General features: G+C 37.5%; 16 protein-coding genes. 13 read left to right on the top strand and 3 right to left on the bottom strand.

Translation table 11 applies throughout. From position 1 onward, the window contains the following. Positions 1-9: 9 nt before the first annotated feature. The gene (locus tag PPBDW_RS16100) at positions 10-1,146 is read right to left on the bottom strand and encodes a transporter substrate-binding domain-containing protein (protein ID WP_107186483.1); all 1,137 of its coding nucleotides are present in this window, start codon (positions 1,144-1,146) and stop codon (positions 10-12) included. 289 nt (positions 1,147-1,435) lie between these two features. On the opposite strand from PPBDW_RS16100, the gene rlmF reads away from it, so the two are divergent. From rlmF to PPBDW_RS16040, 12 genes are all read left to right on the top strand, one after another. After that, on the top strand, positions 1,436-2,458 hold the full coding sequence (gene rlmF, locus PPBDW_RS16095; RefSeq protein ID WP_036790282.1) for a 23S rRNA (adenine(1618)-N(6))-methyltransferase RlmF: 1,023 nt from the start codon (positions 1,436-1,438) through the stop codon (positions 2,456-2,458). Positions 2,459-2,670: 212 nt separating this feature from the next. Then, a complete protein-coding gene (locus PPBDW_RS16090) occupies positions 2,671-3,618 on the top strand; it encodes a YbgA family protein (RefSeq protein ID WP_036790279.1) in 948 nt (315 codons plus the stop codon). A gap of 44 nt (positions 3,619-3,662) precedes the next feature. Then, a complete protein-coding gene (locus tag PPBDW_RS16085; RefSeq protein WP_036790277.1) occupies positions 3,663-4,460 on the top strand; it encodes a MerR family transcriptional regulator in 798 nt (265 codons plus the stop codon). A gap of 37 nt (positions 4,461-4,497) precedes the next feature. Next, a complete protein-coding gene (phrB, locus tag PPBDW_RS16080) occupies positions 4,498-5,997 on the top strand; it encodes a deoxyribodipyrimidine photo-lyase (RefSeq protein WP_054262135.1) in 1,500 nt (499 codons plus the stop codon). 26 nt (positions 5,998-6,023) lie between these two features. Beyond that, on the top strand, positions 6,024-6,461 hold the full coding sequence (locus PPBDW_RS16075) for a nuclear transport factor 2 family protein (protein ID WP_036790274.1): 438 nt from the start codon (positions 6,024-6,026) through the stop codon (positions 6,459-6,461). Then, a complete protein-coding gene (locus PPBDW_RS16070; protein WP_036790271.1) occupies positions 6,458-7,204 on the top strand; it encodes an SDR family NAD(P)-dependent oxidoreductase in 747 nt (248 codons plus the stop codon). Before PPBDW_RS16075 ends, PPBDW_RS16070 begins: the two co-directional genes overlap by 4 nt. Then, a complete protein-coding gene (locus PPBDW_RS16065; protein WP_082386844.1) occupies positions 7,201-8,544 on the top strand; it encodes an NAD(P)/FAD-dependent oxidoreductase in 1,344 nt (447 codons plus the stop codon). Before PPBDW_RS16070 ends, PPBDW_RS16065 begins: the two co-directional genes overlap by 4 nt. Continuing rightward, on the top strand, positions 8,531-9,349 hold the full coding sequence (locus PPBDW_RS16060) for a DUF1365 domain-containing protein (RefSeq protein ID WP_156312905.1): 819 nt from the start codon (positions 8,531-8,533) through the stop codon (positions 9,347-9,349). The genes PPBDW_RS16065 and PPBDW_RS16060 overlap by 14 nt, the downstream gene beginning before the upstream one ends. A 19-nt stretch (positions 9,350-9,368) precedes the next feature. Next, on the top strand, positions 9,369-10,604 hold the full coding sequence (locus PPBDW_RS16055; RefSeq protein WP_036790268.1) for an SAM-dependent methyltransferase: 1,236 nt from the start codon (positions 9,369-9,371) through the stop codon (positions 10,602-10,604). Positions 10,605-10,606: 2 nt separating this feature from the next. After that, the gene (locus PPBDW_RS16050; RefSeq protein WP_036790265.1) at positions 10,607-11,122 is read left to right on the top strand and encodes a DUF2878 family protein; all 516 of its coding nucleotides are present in this window, start codon (positions 10,607-10,609) and stop codon (positions 11,120-11,122) included. Next, on the top strand, positions 11,119-11,616 hold the full coding sequence (locus tag PPBDW_RS16045) for a chalcone isomerase family protein (RefSeq protein WP_036790263.1): 498 nt from the start codon (positions 11,119-11,121) through the stop codon (positions 11,614-11,616). Before PPBDW_RS16050 ends, PPBDW_RS16045 begins: the two co-directional genes overlap by 4 nt. A gap of 56 nt (positions 11,617-11,672) precedes the next feature. Continuing rightward, positions 11,673-12,236: a DUF3833 domain-containing protein gene (locus PPBDW_RS16040; RefSeq protein WP_080888806.1), complete on the top strand. Its 564-nt coding sequence runs from the start codon at positions 11,673-11,675 to the stop codon at positions 12,234-12,236. A 20-nt stretch (positions 12,237-12,256) separates the two neighbouring features. Here the strand turns inward: PPBDW_RS16040 and PPBDW_RS16035 are convergent, their stop codons facing one another. Continuing rightward, positions 12,257-13,255: a sensor domain-containing diguanylate cyclase gene (locus PPBDW_RS16035; protein ID WP_036790260.1), complete on the bottom strand. Its 999-nt coding sequence runs from the start codon at positions 13,253-13,255 to the stop codon at positions 12,257-12,259. Between the two features lie 171 nt (positions 13,256-13,426). Continuing rightward, the gene (locus PPBDW_RS16030; protein ID WP_036790258.1) at positions 13,427-15,100 is read right to left on the bottom strand and encodes a DUF2813 domain-containing protein; all 1,674 of its coding nucleotides are present in this window, start codon (positions 15,098-15,100) and stop codon (positions 13,427-13,429) included. Positions 15,101-15,248: 148 nt separating this feature from the next. Here PPBDW_RS16030 and PPBDW_RS16025 point away from each other — a divergent pair, with 148 nt between their 5' ends. Further along, positions 15,249-15,644 carry a VOC family protein gene (locus PPBDW_RS16025; RefSeq protein WP_036790255.1) on the top strand — a complete coding sequence of 132 codons (396 nt, stop codon included), beginning with the start codon at positions 15,249-15,251 and terminating at the stop codon, positions 15,642-15,644. The last annotated feature ends 147 nt before the right edge of the window (positions 15,645-15,791 follow it).

The raw sequence follows: 15,791 nt of genomic DNA, 5'->3' as shown, positions 1-15,791 counted from the left end.
ATAATATTGTTACTCTCTGATTCTAAAGTATTCAGTCAGTGCTTTTTTCCATTGGTTACTTTTGCGAAATTGTAATAGCTCTCGATTAATTTCTTCATCATAAGGGCTGTTTTCTCCAAGCACTATACCGTAATTTTGTTTTTCAAATTGATAAGGAAGAACCTGTAATTGTTGATAATCACCTTGGCTTTTCGCCATTTTTATCTGATACCTTAAAATAGCGTCATCATCGACCACCGCATTGATTTCGCCTTTATCTAAAGCAATCAACATTGCTGCAACGGTTGGATAGGTCTTATGGGTAATACTATGGTTAGTCAAAAATTCTGATGAGGTTGATGATTGTTTCGCACCAGTGATGACATTATCTAAATCATTAGGACTTTTAATATCACTATCGATTAAGCCCAATGTGAATGAGCTGGCAAGAACAGCAGTGATACTAGCGATAAATAATGTCGTAAAAACGGCTAATAGAACAGTGATCACCCGTCCAGTTAATGTTTTAAACTCATAATAATTAAAAGGACCTTTAGTTATAAACAATAACCCTAAGATAAATCCTTCTACTAACTGCGCAGATCGTGACTTCATAGAATATAATTTACGGTTAACGCGGTGCTCAAGTATGTAATAAATCCCACCCACAATAGCGGCAACTATTGAGATAATCGACAAGATCTGTAAGAGTTTTTTATTCAATATAATATTGATGAAGGTTTCCCAATGACTTTTTTGTTTAATCGCAATTGCTAGATTGGTTTCATAAAATGAATGTGAAAAATCTAATATCTCTTCACGTTCTGGGGTTATAGAAATACAGGATAAACCAATATCAAGTTTACCACTGGCTACTGCTGCAAGTAGATCTTTGAGCGGTAGTACTTGAACTGTATATTTGAGGTTGAGTTTAGTTGCTATATTATTCCACAGTAAAAATGTTAGTCCTTGATAATCATTTGACTCATCAATCATGACAAAAGGTGGGCAAGAATAGGTGCCTATCTGTAGTGTTTTATTGTTAATTGATTCTTCAGCTTGAATATTAGAGGAATAAAAAATAACGAATACGCAAAAAGCCATCGTACATAATAATGAGTAAAAAGATGGTAAGGAAGACTGAAATGGTGGGGAGGGAATTGGCATAATATCACTCCTAACAAGGCAGGGTTATGTTTAAGTATAAGTACTTCTTTAATAATAATAGACATTACCACTAGCGGCTTGTTGCTATGGATTAACGAGATTTAAAACTAAGTAGGTTATATTTTTATGGCGTATTTTGTTCTTAATCGTAAATTTAACCATAAAGAGAGCAATTGTTAGGCGCAATTGAGTGTTTTTCGTGCATTTGGTTGTTAAGATGCTAAGGTTATTAGGGTTTAGCATGTACAATGCAGCGCTTAATTGTATTTGATTCCTGCGAGTAGCAAAGATGACCCAAAAGAAAGCCGCACAGCCTAAGCAAGGCCTACATCCACGTAACCCACACCGTGCGCGTTATGATTTTGCGACATTAACTCAGGCGACACCTGAACTAGCGCAATACGTTAGTGAAAATGCTTATGGTGATCTTTCCGTAAACTTCTCTGATCCACTCGCAGTTAAGACGTTGAATAAAGCGTTATTAAAGCATTTCTACCATGTCGATTATTGGGATATTCCTGCTGGTTTTCTGTGTCCGCCCATCCCTGGTCGTGCTGATTATATTCATTACATTGCAGATTTATTGGCACAGTCTAATGGCGGTGCTATTCCTGAAGGTAAAGGCGTACGCGGTTTAGATATAGGTATTGGTGCAAACTGTGTTTATCCTATTATTGGTCATCGTGTTTATGGCTGGCAGTTTGTGGGTTCGGAGATTGATTCTTTAGCGGTTAAATCAGCTAAATTCATTGCTGCTAATAATTCACGTCTAAAAGGTGCAATTCAAATTCGTCTTCAAAATCATGCCGATAATATCTTTACTGATGTGATTAATGATGAAGAAGTATTTGATTTCACTATGTGTAATCCACCATTCCACGGTTCAGAAGCTGAAGCTATGGCAGGTTCTGAGCGTAAAGTGCGCAACCTTGCGACTAACTCAAATAAGAAGCGCCAAGCACATGGTCGTACTAATAAGCTTTCGGCATTTAATGCGAAATCTGAGTCAGCGGCGCCAGTGCTTAATTTTGGCGGTCAAAAAGCTGAATTGTGGTGCACAGGTGGTGAAGTTGGCTTCATTAAAAAAATGATTAACCAAAGTGCAACCAAAGCGACACAGTGTTTCTGGTTCACAACGCTTGTTTCTAAGAAAGAAAACCTTGGCGTTATTTATAAGCAACTTGAAAAAGTAAGCGCATTCCAAGTCAAAACCATTGAAATGTCACAAGGGCAGAAAATCTCTCGTGTTGTAGCATGGACGTTCCTCAATGAAGAACAGCAAGCTGAATGGCAAGCTGAGCGTTGGGCATAAAGGCTACCTTGTAACCTACAATCATTATTGAATATTATAAAAGCGACCGTCACGGTCGCTTTTTTTATGGCTACTATTTGGCGTCATTATTTATTGATAAACACATTACAAAGTTGTACAGAAAAAAAATTTGTACAACTATGATTTATTCGCTACATTTATTGTACAGCTTTTAACAATTGTACAACCTTGATGTAAGGTTTGGAGGCGGCATGGGGATTCCTGTTGGTATTAGTGCTTGCGTATTAGGGCAGAAAGTTCGGTTTGACGGCGGGCATAAACGAAATCGTTTTGCAGATGAAGAATTGAGTGAATACTTTGACTTCAAACCTGTGTGTCCTGAAGTCGGTATTGGTATGACGGTGCCGCGTCCAACTATTCGTTTACAAGATAATGGTGATCGTATTGCGTTAGTCGGCACTAAAGATCATAACCTTGATTATACCGATAAAATGATAGCGTTTGCAGATAACCAATTACCTAGCTTTGAAGCTCTACGAGGTTATATTGTCTGTGCTAAATCGCCAACCTGCGGTATGGAACGCGTTAAATTATATTTAGATAATGGTAATTCTGTACCCGGTGGTTCTGTCGGTATTTTTACACAACGATTAATGGAAAAAATGCCGTGGTTACCGATTGAAGAAGATGGACGTTTACAAGATCCTGTATTACGCGAGAACTTTATTTTTCGTATTTATGCATTAGATGACCTATACCGATCTATTGCTGATGGCGTAACCCGCGATAGTATTATCAAATTTCACTCACGCTATAAGTTGTGTCTGATGGCACATGATCCGCAAGCTTATCGTGCATTAGGGCGCTTTGTTTCTGATATTCATCAATGGGATGATTTGGATGCTTTTTTTATTGAATACCGTCAATTATTTATGGATGCATTAAAGCAAAGAGCTAGCCGTAAAAACAATACCAATGTGTTAATGCATATTCAGGGTTATTTTAAGCGTGATTTAGACAAACCTCAAAAAGCGGAACTTCGTGATGTCATTATGCGCTATCGTGAAGGTAACTTGCCGCTAATTGCACCATTAACCCTCATTAATCACCATTTAGCTGTTCATCCTGATAGCTATTTGGCTGACCAAACATATTTAGACCTTTACCCTGAAAACTTGAAGTTACGTTATGCGTTATAAGTGGTTGGTTATTATATATTTAATCATTATTTTACAGAGGTCTTATGAGCGCTCTTATTGAAACTAAATTGTTTGCAATCAGTGAGGTTTCTGAGATTACCGGAGTTAACTCGGTCACATTAAGAGCATGGCAGCGTCGTTATGGACTATTAATTCCTCAACGGACACCTAAAGGTCATCGCTTATATACTGAAGCTGATATTGCAAAGATTAAAGTGATCCTTGATTGGTTAGCAAAAGGTGTTTCTATTGGTAAAGTGAAGCCACTATTAGCGGGTGATTGCGATCCGGTAGTGGAACAACAACAAACCTTAGATGTTGCCGTTGAAATCATTAACGCAGTCCAAGCATTAAATGGGTTTAAATTAGAACGACTGATTAATGAAGCATTGAAAATTTATCCGTATGAAGTGATTCAGCAACGATTATTGCCCGAAGTGAGTGCTGTTATTGAACATCAAGATAATCCTTTAATTACAGTACAAAGAAGCTTGTGGTCATCGGTTTTAACGGTTTGTTTTATTAACGTTATAACCAAAATTAATAACGAAAAAAAACTAACATGTTTATTGATAAGTTTTGATCAGCATATTAGTCATAGTATTTGGCAGCAAGGACTTGCGTGGTGTTACAAAGGTGACGGTGTCACTATCATGACTCACTTATCTGGTCGTTTAACCGGTATTTCTGCTTGTATTCGTGAGCATAATATCAAAGATTTAGTCGTAGTTGGTGAGACAAAATTAAGTCGTCGTCAATTAGATGATATTGAAATGATAGAGCAAGAAACTGGGGTCAAATTACATTTTGTCGGTAGCGTAAAAATGATCCATGGGTACTAATCAGCTATTTGAAATAAGCGCTTAATAGGAGATCGCGATGAATTCGGAGTCACAATCAACTATCTCTGCGGTTAACCATGCTCTGTTATGGTTACGGGCTGATTTACGCGTTACTGATAATACCGCTCTAAATTACGCGATAGCATCAGGTTTACCCGTAATTGCGATCTATATTGTGACACCAATGCAGTGGTACCAACACCATATATCAGGACGGCAGATTGACTTAATAGAACGGCGGCTACACGTTGTTAAACAACAGTTAAACGATATCAATATTCCTCTATTAATTGTTGAATGTCATGATTTTTCAATGGTGCCAGCCACAATAGCTACCTTATGTCAGCAGCATCAAATTAGTGCTGTTTATTGTAATCGGCAGCATCCGTGGAACGAAAAGCAACGCGATTTTGCTGTAGAACAAGCATTAATAGCACAAGATAGACAATGGCACTGTGTTGATGATTATTGTGTTTTGCCGCCTGGCAGTGTGCTAACACAGCAGCAACAAATGTATAAAGTATTTACTCCTTACCGTAATGCGTGGCTAAAACAGTTCTTAAGCTATAACTATCAACCTGTTACAAATAGTGACAAGGTAACGTTTAGTCAGCATTGTTTGAATTTACTTGAAGGTAAGTCTAAAGTTAACGGCGATATTCAAACGTTTAATTACATCAAACAAGACAGTTTACTATGGCCTGTTGATGAGAGTGCTATTCAACAACGGCTACAGATGTTTTGTGAAACAAAAGCTGAATATTATCAACAACAGCGCGACTTTCCTGCCATTGATGGTACTAGTTGCCTTTCTCCTTATTTAGCTATTGGGGCATTGTCTGCTCGCCAGTGTTTAGCGGCGTTAATGGAAGCTCTACCGCAGTGTGTCGAAATAAACAAACAAAATGGCGCTTTTGTATGGCTCAGTGAAGTGATTTGGCGTGAGTTTTATAATCATCTACTCGATAGCTATGATCGTCTAAGTAAACACCAACCATTTCAGTTATATACCCATAATGTTCGCTGGTTAGAAAATAGTGATCATCTAGATGCTTGGCAGCAAGGAAAGACAGGCTTTCCGATTGTGGATGCAGCAATGCGACAGCTTGCCACAACGGGCTGGATGCATAATCGATTACGGATGATCAGTGCGAGTTTTTTAGTTAAAGACATGCTGTGTGATTGGCGTATTGGTGAGCAGTGGTTTATGCAGCAGCTTATTGATGGTGAATTAGCATCTAACAATGGTGGTTGGCAGTGGGCTGCATCAACGGGGACTGATGCTCAACCGTATTTTCGAGTGTTTAATCCCACAACTCAAAGTGAACGCTTTGATCCAAATGGAGAGTTTATTCGCCAATGGGTACCTGAACTTCAATATGTGCCTGATAAATATATTCATTCGCCTTCGTTATGGTCTGGTTTTGGAGATGTGGATTATCCATTACCGATTGTTGACCATAAACAGATGCGCTTATTAGCTATCGACAGTTATAAGCAAGCTAAAACATGTTATGACAGTCAGCGTGAGGCATAAGCAAATACAATAATAAGGACATTATTATGGTTACGACCAATAACATGGTAATTAATACGTTTATTGAGGTTTATTGCCAGCTTAATAAAGATAACTTATTGCTGCTCGATGATATTTATCACTCTGATATTGTGTTTGAAGATCCCGCACATAAAATTATCGGTCTTGCTGCATTGCATCAGTATTTCGGAACACTTTATCGCAATATTAATGAATGTACTTTTGTTATTAATCAGGCGGTAGTTGAAGATAACCACGCTTTTTTACAATGGACGATGCGTTTTTCACATCCACGCTTACAACAAGGAAAGCAACGAACATTAGAAGGATGTACCCAGTTAACCATTGGGCAGCAACGGATCATCTATCATCGTGATTTTTTTGATTTAGGTGCGATGTTATACGAAGGGTTGCCTGTCATTGGTGGTGTTATTAAACATATTAAAGCGAGATTAGGCCAATGAAACAGGTACTCATTACAGGAGCAAGCTCTGGTATCGGTCTGCAACTGGCAACTGATTATGCTAATGATGGTTGGGATGTTTATGCTTGCGGGCAAAATCAGCAACGTCTTCAACAGTTAGTGATGTCTCTCGCTGAGACTACTGCAGGGAAAATCACCCCCTTGGTATTTGATGTAACTAATTTAGAGCAAACCCAACAAGTATTATCGCAACTTGAAACAATCCCAACGCTTATTATTTTAAATGCTGGTACTTGTGAATATATAGATGATGGTGTGATTGATAGTAAATTGTTTAAGCGTGTATTTGAGGTCAATTTCTTTGGCATCATTCATTGTTTAGAGGCTATGCAAACAGGATTTACCGCAGCAACTCATTTGGTGTTTATTAGTTCATCAGCGGCTTATACAGCCTTACCTCGTGCAGAAGCTTATGGGGCATCAAAAGCGGCTTTATCTTATCTTAGTAATGGGTTAGCAATTGATTTAAAAAATAAAGTTAATACAGTTACCTTAGTTAATCCAGGGTTTGTTACAACGCCACTCACGAATAAAAATGATTTTCCAATGCCTATGATTGTGAGCTGCGAGTATGCATCGCTCAAAATACGTCAAGGTATTCGTAACCAACAAGCAGAAATACATTTTCCAGTTAAGTTTACCTTATTACTTAAAATGATTGCCTTCTTTCCTGTGTCGATGCAAAGAGCAATTATTTACCGAATGACAAGGAAAGTAGTATGAAAATAGCAGTTATAGGATCAGGCATTTCGGGGTTAACGGCGGCGTGGTATTTACGTCACCAACATGATATTACGTTATTTGAAGCAAATGATTATGCTGGTGGGCATACGGCAACCGTTGATGTTGAAGTCGAGAGTGGTCAATATGCGATTGATACTGGTTTTATTGTGTTTAACGAACGTACATACCCTAATTTTGAACAGTTATTAACTGAGCTAGATATTCAAGGTCAAGCCAGTGAGATGAGTTTTAGTGTTCATAATGATAATAATGGCTTGGAATATAATGGTCATGATTTAAGATCGTTATTTGCTCAAAAGAAAAACTTATTCAAGCCACAGTTCTATCGTTTTTTATATGAAATCACCAAGTTTAATCGTCTTGCCAAGCAAACGGCTTATGAAGAGATTGAACAACAACAAACATTAGGTGATTTTCTTCAACAGCATGATCTTAGTGAGTATTTTACTGAGAATTATATTCTACCTATGGGGGCTGCGATTTGGTCATCATCATTAGCGGATATGCGAAAAATACCGTTAGATTTCTTCTTACGCTTTTTCCTTAACCATGGTTTGCTTGATATTGTTAATCGCCCGCAGTGGTATGTGATTCCTGGTGGATCGCGTGAATATGTAAAACGGATGCTTGTGGAAATGGGGACGTTAATTCGATTAAATTCTCCTGTACAACAAGTTAGTCGTTTGAATGAACAGGTTTATATTACCGTTAATGATACCGTTGACGTTTTTGATCATGTTATTTTTGCGTGTCACAGCGATCAAGCATTAGCATTATTAGCGGATAGCACCCCTAATGAGCAACAAATATTATCAGCGATGACCTACCAAGATAACGAAGTGGTTTTACATATTGATGAAGATATTTTACCTGATGCTAAAGGTGCGTGGGCTTCGTGGAATTACCATTTACCGTTGAATAAAGAAGGCTCGCAAAAGCAACTGCCCGCTTTGACTTATAACATGAATATTTTACAAGGCATTGATGCACCAGAAACTTTCTGTGTGACTTTAAATCAAACTCAAGATATCGATCCTAGTAAGATATTGCGTCAATTTACCTATGCCCACCCTGTATTTAATCGCAACAGTATTAAGGCTCAGCAACAGCGATATTTGATTAATGGCATAGAAAATACATGGTTCTGTGGTGCTTATTGGTATAACGGCTTTCACGAAGATGGTGTAAGAAGTGCGCTTGATGTTATTGCCGCAATTACTTACACCGATCCAGTTAGTTATGTATCAGCGGCTGATACAACGGATTTTGAAGCCGCGAGTACGACAGCTAATAGTAGTCAAAATTATGCGCATCAATAATAGTGGTATTTATAGTGGCCATGTTCGGCATCGTCGCTTTACTCCTGTACTACATCGTTTTCGTTATTCAATGTTTATGGTGTATCTCGATGTGGATGAAATTGATGCATTGTGTGACAAGGTAACAGGGTTTGGGCGGGCATGGTTTCATTTTGCCCGTTTTCGTCGCCAAGATTATATTGGTGGTACAGATGATATTAACCAAGCGGTTGAAGATAAAATTTATGCGCTCACTGGCGAACGTATTCATGGCAAGGTGAGTATGTTATGTCATTTACGTTATGGCGGTTTGTACTTTAGTCCATTGAATTTGTATTACATTTTTGATCAACAGGGGGTTTGGCAATATGTGCTAGCAGAAGTTAGTAATACCCCTTGGAATCAACGTCATTATTATGCGATTCCGGCAAGGCAGTATTGGCAGCATGAGCGTTTTATTGATGATAAAGGGTTTCATGTCTCGCCGTTTAATCCAATGAATCAAGACTATGTATGGCAGCTTTCTTGTCCTGATAGCATTGTAAGGGTTCATTTAGAAGTGCATTCAAAAAAAGATAGCTTTCGTCGAGGGAGTGAAATAAGGGAAATCAAAAATAGCAATCATAATGAGGGTGTCGCAACGAAAGTCTTTGATGCCACGTTAGCTATGCAGAAACAACCATTTACAACCACAACCTTATTACGACACTTGTTAGTTACACCAATTATAACGATCAAAGTCGTAGTAGGAATATATTGGCAAGCCTTTAAATTGTGGAGAAAAGGTGCCCCGATTTACGATCATCCTAATCATCATAATGAATGAATAGTAAAGGGAATAAACTATGCTTAGAAGTGAGATAGAGCCAGTAACATCAATACGTTTATTGAATCCTGAACGGTCACGGAAATTGATATTCACAATATTACATCAGTTGTCCGATGTAGGCCTAACATTGTCAGAGCAAGACGGAGATACCCATTTTTTTGGTGATAAGCAAGCCAGTTTACAAGCGAATCTAACTGTTATTAATCTTCATTTTTATAAACGCTTATTAACTGATGGCAGTATTGGTGCTGGTGAAGCCTATATTGATGGCTGGTGGGATAGCCCTGACTTAACCAATGTGGTGCGTATTCTGGCTCGAAATTTGGCGACGTTGGATAAGATTGAAGCTAAAGTTAGTTGGATAACACGGTTAGTGAAACAACTTAGTCATTTTGCACGTAGAAATAATATTCAAAACGCCAAAGATAATATTTCAGCTCACTATGACCTTGGTAATGATTTATATCGACACTTCCTTGATGACAAAATGTTGTATTCTGCAGGGGTGTATTTATCTGATTCAGATACTCTTGCTCAAGCACAGATAAATAAAATGGCGCGGTTGTGTGAACAATTACAACTGACAGAGCACGATCATTTATTAGAAATAGGCACAGGTTGGGGAGGGATGGCCATTTACGCTGCTCAACATTACGGTTGCCGTGTCACAACCACCACCATTTCAGAACAGCAATATCTATTGGCACAAGAAAGCGTTAAGCAAGCAGGCTTAGAGGATAAGATCACATTGCTGCTTGAAGATTATCGCGATTTAGACGGCCAATATGACAAACTGGTTTCCATTGAAATGATTGAAGCAGTCGGTAAGCAGTATTTATCAACCTACATCAAAAAATGCCAGTCATTATTGAAACCTAATGGTTTATTAGCTATTCAAGCAATAACTATTGCCGATCAACGCTACGAAAGCTATAGCAAGGATGTTGATTTTATTCAGAAACATATCTTCCCAGGTGGGTTTTTACCTTCAATTAGCCTATTGCAATCACAGCTAACGGCTTATAGCGATTTTATCACCCGTGATATTAAAGATATTGGTTTAGATTATGCGAAAACATTAGCCGATTGGCATGTTGCGTTTAATCGTAACAGTGAAGCATTAACGCAATACGGCTATGACGAACGTTTTATGCGAATGTGGCGCTATTATTTTTGTTATTGCGAGGGGGGATTCTTAGAACGTAGCATTAGTACTATTCAGTTACTTGCTAGCCGTCCACAATGGCGGTAACCATGAAATATGTTGCGATAGGACTGGGTTTTAATCTGTTTTGGCTGTTAGCAGTATGGGGGCAATATCAGTATGTCGGCATATTAATATCACTCCTCATTGGCTGTTGGTTATTCTATCACCGTAGCTTTCCATTTGCTGTAATAGCGAGTGTTATTGGTGTTGGTGGCGATTATGTATTATTTCATTTAGGGGTAATGCAATTTCCGTTACCAACCAACCCTTTATTTGCTCCTTTTAGCTCTTTTATACCATTGTGGCTAATCTTACTGTGGTTAGGATTTACCTCTATGGTGTGGATCATGCGTACTCAAGTGCTAAGACTTCCGTTATGGGGGATGATTATCGGTGGCAGCCTTGGAGGTGCATTAAGTTACAGGATTGGATTAACCTTAGAGGCGGTTATATGGCCTTACAGTGAAGGGATTACCTTTATTGGTATTGGCGTTGTATGGGTCTTCTACAGTATTTATTTAAGGTGGTTATTACAGGTGATGACTAAAAGGAAAACAGCATGAAAGCGTACTTAGCATTATTAGTGTTTGTTTTTATTTTGGCTAGCTCACAAGTGCATGCCTCTTCATGGTTTACCTGGCCGATTGTTGGAGAGTCAACTTTAGAATGGGGCTGGTGGAAGATATATACGGCACAACTTAAAACACCTAGTGGTAAGTATATTGCGAGTGACCCTAATCTTGCTCTAATTATTCGTTATTTGCGTGATATAGATAAGAATGATCTTCTGTTAGCAACAGATAAACAATGGCAGCATTTAGGTATTTCTGCACAACAACGCCAACAATGGTTAAATCAGCTGGCACAGCAATGGCCGAATGTTAAACAAGGCGATAGATTGGTGTTTGTGAAAACAGTGGCAGAAGGACGGTTTTATCAGAATGGCAAACCGTTAGGCAAACCGCTTTCTGCACCATTAAGTAATGCGTTTATTGCTATTTGGTTATCAACCGACACTGAATATCCAAAACTACGGTTAAAGTTAATAGGGCAATAATTTTCGTCACCGATTAATGCTGATTATTAATATCAAAAGATAGAGAGGAACATAGCATGTATTCTCATCGCAGTTACCGCATCAAGCACACTGATCAATCAATATTAGATTGGCTATGTGTATTTTGGTTGGCATTGCTATTAAATGGTTGCACGACGTCGATTGATGACTATGAACATGCAGAGCCTAAGTTTGAGTTGTTTAAATTTTTTGAAGGGAGTACTCAAGCTTGGGGAATGGTTCAAGATTATAAAGGACAACAAGTACGCCGATTTGATGTCAAACTCAATGGGGTTATAACTGGTAACCAACTCGTTCTTACTGAAGACTTTGTATTTGATGATAATGAAACCCAGCAACGAATATGGACAATCACCAAGCAAGCTAATGGACGTTATCTAGGCGCTGCTGATGATGTAGTTGGTGAAGCTGTAGGATATGAAAAAGGGAATGCGCTATATTGGCAATATGTGTTAGCAATGGAAATTAATGGTTCGACATACCATATTAATTTTGAGGATTGGATGTTTTATCAAAATAATAACCAGTTGTTTAATCTGGCTAAAATGAAGAAATGGGGTATTACAGTTGGTACTGTGACATTGTTTTTTCAAAAGTAATGTATAGCTTAAAGAAATTATCATAATGAACGAGATAAATGTTTTTCTTTATACATGCACATGTCTGCTTGATTAATCATAGAATCAATACTCACATCTTGAATCTTACTTGCATGTATACAATATGAGCCAATTGATGCTGTAATAAGAACGCCATCTATTTCTATTTTATTTAATTCTGACAGAATGGAATTCTTTTTGACATTCGCTTCAATCAAACAATTAACCTCACTATAAACAATAAATTCATCACCACCTAGACGTGCAGCTCCTGTTTTTTCATTGTTAAATTGTTTTAATTTTGACGCATATTTTTTTAAAACTCGATCACCGAACCGATGGCCATGTTGGTCATTAATCATTTTGAATTTATCTATATCAACATAGAAAATAATAATATATTTGTTTTTAAATTTTATGTCTTTAATTGATTTGTTGATCTGTCGATAAAAAGCGCGACGATTCCAAATGTTGGTCAAACAATCATAAGATGCAATATAGTTGAGTTCCTGTTCTTTAATATTCTTTTCTATCGATATTGAACAAATTGTCGCTGCCATCTCAAGGAGTTCATATTCATTATCTGTCATTAGTGAATTTTGAGGACAGTGAGAATAAATGATACCTAATATTTTTTTTCTTGAAGATAAGATAGGAAGCCCATAACAAGAACTTACTGAATTGATAGTTTTGAGGCTGTAATAACTTCGGTACTCATTGTTTGTGGTTATGTGTTCAGAGATGATTATTTTCTCTTTTTCGCAGATGCTTTCAAAATGTATTTTATTTGGGTTGATCATAAATCTTTCACGGTGCAGTTGATGACGGTTTTTATTCGTGAAAGGTGTGAATTTTTTGGTGTTTTTATCAAAAAGTAAGATCGATGTCTGTCGGTGATTAAACGTTTTTTCTGTTAGTTCAATAACACGTAATAGTATTTCAGGCAGAGATTCCTCTACTGGTAAATGTTTTAAAATGTTATTAAACGAACGGTAGGCTGTGATTAATTCACCGGACATATTGTATTCCTAATATATGGGTAAAACGATGAAGCTAGATTGCTTTTTGTTTCATATTCTATACTAATTATTATTATCAATAGAAGTGTTCATGTGCTGTTATTGTTTTTAATACGTGATCTGTAATGAATTTTTTACATTGCTTTTATTTTTATAACTCAATGTATTCATTCAAATTATACCTCTTGCCATTATTATCACTCGCTTTAACACCCAGCGAATTAATAGTGGCATTTTGTCTGATTCTGATTCTTGAGTATATTTTACAATAGCGAGTGCAATATCAGGTTTGGCATGTTTTTTTAAGGCTCGATAAATAATTTTTCGAATTGGCATTTGGTCGTTTTCTGAAATATTAGCGAGTTGACGAAATAATGGCTCGTAGCCTTTTTTAAATAGGAAGTGTTCAATGTCTTTGGCTGGCAGTACAGTTAAGCGTTCGCGCTCACTATCAATATTTAATAATGACCTGACTTTATCAGCGTATTTTCTACCAGCAGGATCACCATCAGCCACAAGATGCCATTCAATACCTAATAATCGGGCAAGTTTAATCAGTGGTTTTAATCCACTTTGTGCAAACTCAATCACATGGATACCTTCTGCTGCAAGGTTATAGCCAGTAAGCTGGGCCATTTCATTGAATAGCCATACTTCAGTTTCTCCTTCAACTAAAAGCCACACACGTGCATAGAAAGCACTAGGGCGATGCATTCGCACATGAAAAGTGACTTTACGAATATCATCCTTATTTAGTTCGCCGTTATTAATGCTATGTACAACTGTTTTTTGGGGCGTTCTCTGTAAGCGCTTAATTGCGGTAAGCGGAACGACACTGAGTAATTCTGGACTATTGGTGGTTAATAATTTCTGCATCGGCATATTTTGTATAAACGCCCATGCTTGGTGAAGCATAATTGGATGTAGACGTCCTTCTGGATCCTCTAAGATCATAATAGGTCGTGAAATCCGTTTAAGATCTACCGGTCCGCGAGCTCGAATATATGCATTGAGTAGTCCCATCAAAATAAGCTTGGCTTGCTTGGTCATTTTAGGTTGTACAAGTTGATCAAAAGGATTAAGGCATTGATCGTCATGCTGATTTTGTAGAGGGTAATAAGAATGTGGTTGTGCTTTACTGCGTTTATGTGGTGTAAAGGCAAAGTAATGATCGACTAGCGAGCGTAATGTATTAATGCTGCTTTTTATCTCAGCGGCGCTAACATGGCCTGGCTGGGTCATTAAACGTCGACAGGTATTATCAAGTCGGCGTTGAATACGATCTGATTCGCGATTCTTTGCTGGTGGCATTGTTGACGTATTATATGTCGTAGTCGATGCATTATTATTATATTCTAAATGGCGAGCATCTCGAATTCTAACGATTGGGTGTAAGACCATCAGTTGACGTAAAAACTTATCTGTATCGGGGTGTTTAATAATGTGACCGTCAGCATGTAAAAAGTGGCGATGAGTAATGATCTTATCGTTTTCGATGTGGCTATCTATTTGAATATAAAGATGCTTAAGGTTATTTTGCTCAACCCAAAATGGATCAAAAGCACGATAGCGTCGCGCATGGTATTCACCTTGATAATCTTCATGCCAACGTAACACTATTTGTAAAGAAGAGGCGCGTTCATGACCCATGGCATGGTCTATATGAAAATCAGAAAATTTCATTTCGTAAAACTCAGCACTTGGGCATAGCGTTAAACTTAATGCGTCAAGCAGTGATGATTTTCCCCATGCGTTTTCTCCAATAAGCACAGTTAATTCATTAAATGACAGTGATAGCCGTTTAATTCCTCTAAACCCAGCAATTTCAATTCGTTCTAAATGCATGTTTTTTCCTTATTCTTTCTTTACAACATAGCGCAGAGGTTATAGAAAAGGGATCGTTTTGCTCACATTATTGATACAATCTTCAAATTAAAAAAGCTAATATATCGAGTCTGAATTTTTAACGAAAACAATTATAAAGGATGATCCTATGGCTAAAATGATTCACGCAATGATTCGTGTTATTGACCTTGATGCGTCATTAATATTTTATAAGCAAGCGTTAGATTTGGAGATTGCAGAGCGACTTGATTTTGATGGTTTTAGTTTGGTGTATCTACGTAATCACGAAAATGATATGGAACTTGAATTAACATGGAATGAGGGCACAACTGAACCTTATACTCATGGTACGGGTTACGGGCATATTGCGGTTGCTGTTGATGATCTTGAAGCTGAACATCAAAAGTTGGCTGAACTAAAATATAATCCAGCAGAGATTAAAGAGTTTTTTAGAGAGGGTGTATTACTGGCTAAATTTTTCTTTGTTCAAGATCCTGATGGTTACAAGATTGAATTCTTACAACGCCATGGCCGTTACCAATAATTATTGATTGTATTATTGTCGCTGAGTGAATAAAGATTGTCGTTAAGATATTCACTCAGCGATTTTATTCGAAAAATAGTATATTTTAGTAAAGATCTCATTTTTATATCGTTTAATGTAATCTGTTTTCTTATTTAGTGACGATCT

It is taken from the genome of Photobacterium kishitanii, from assembly GCF_000613045.3.
Taxonomy (GTDB): domain Bacteria; phylum Pseudomonadota; class Gammaproteobacteria; order Enterobacterales; family Vibrionaceae; genus Photobacterium; species Photobacterium kishitanii.
Note: the sequence above shows the minus strand (reverse complement) of the source record. Positions and strands in the feature narration are given on the sequence as shown.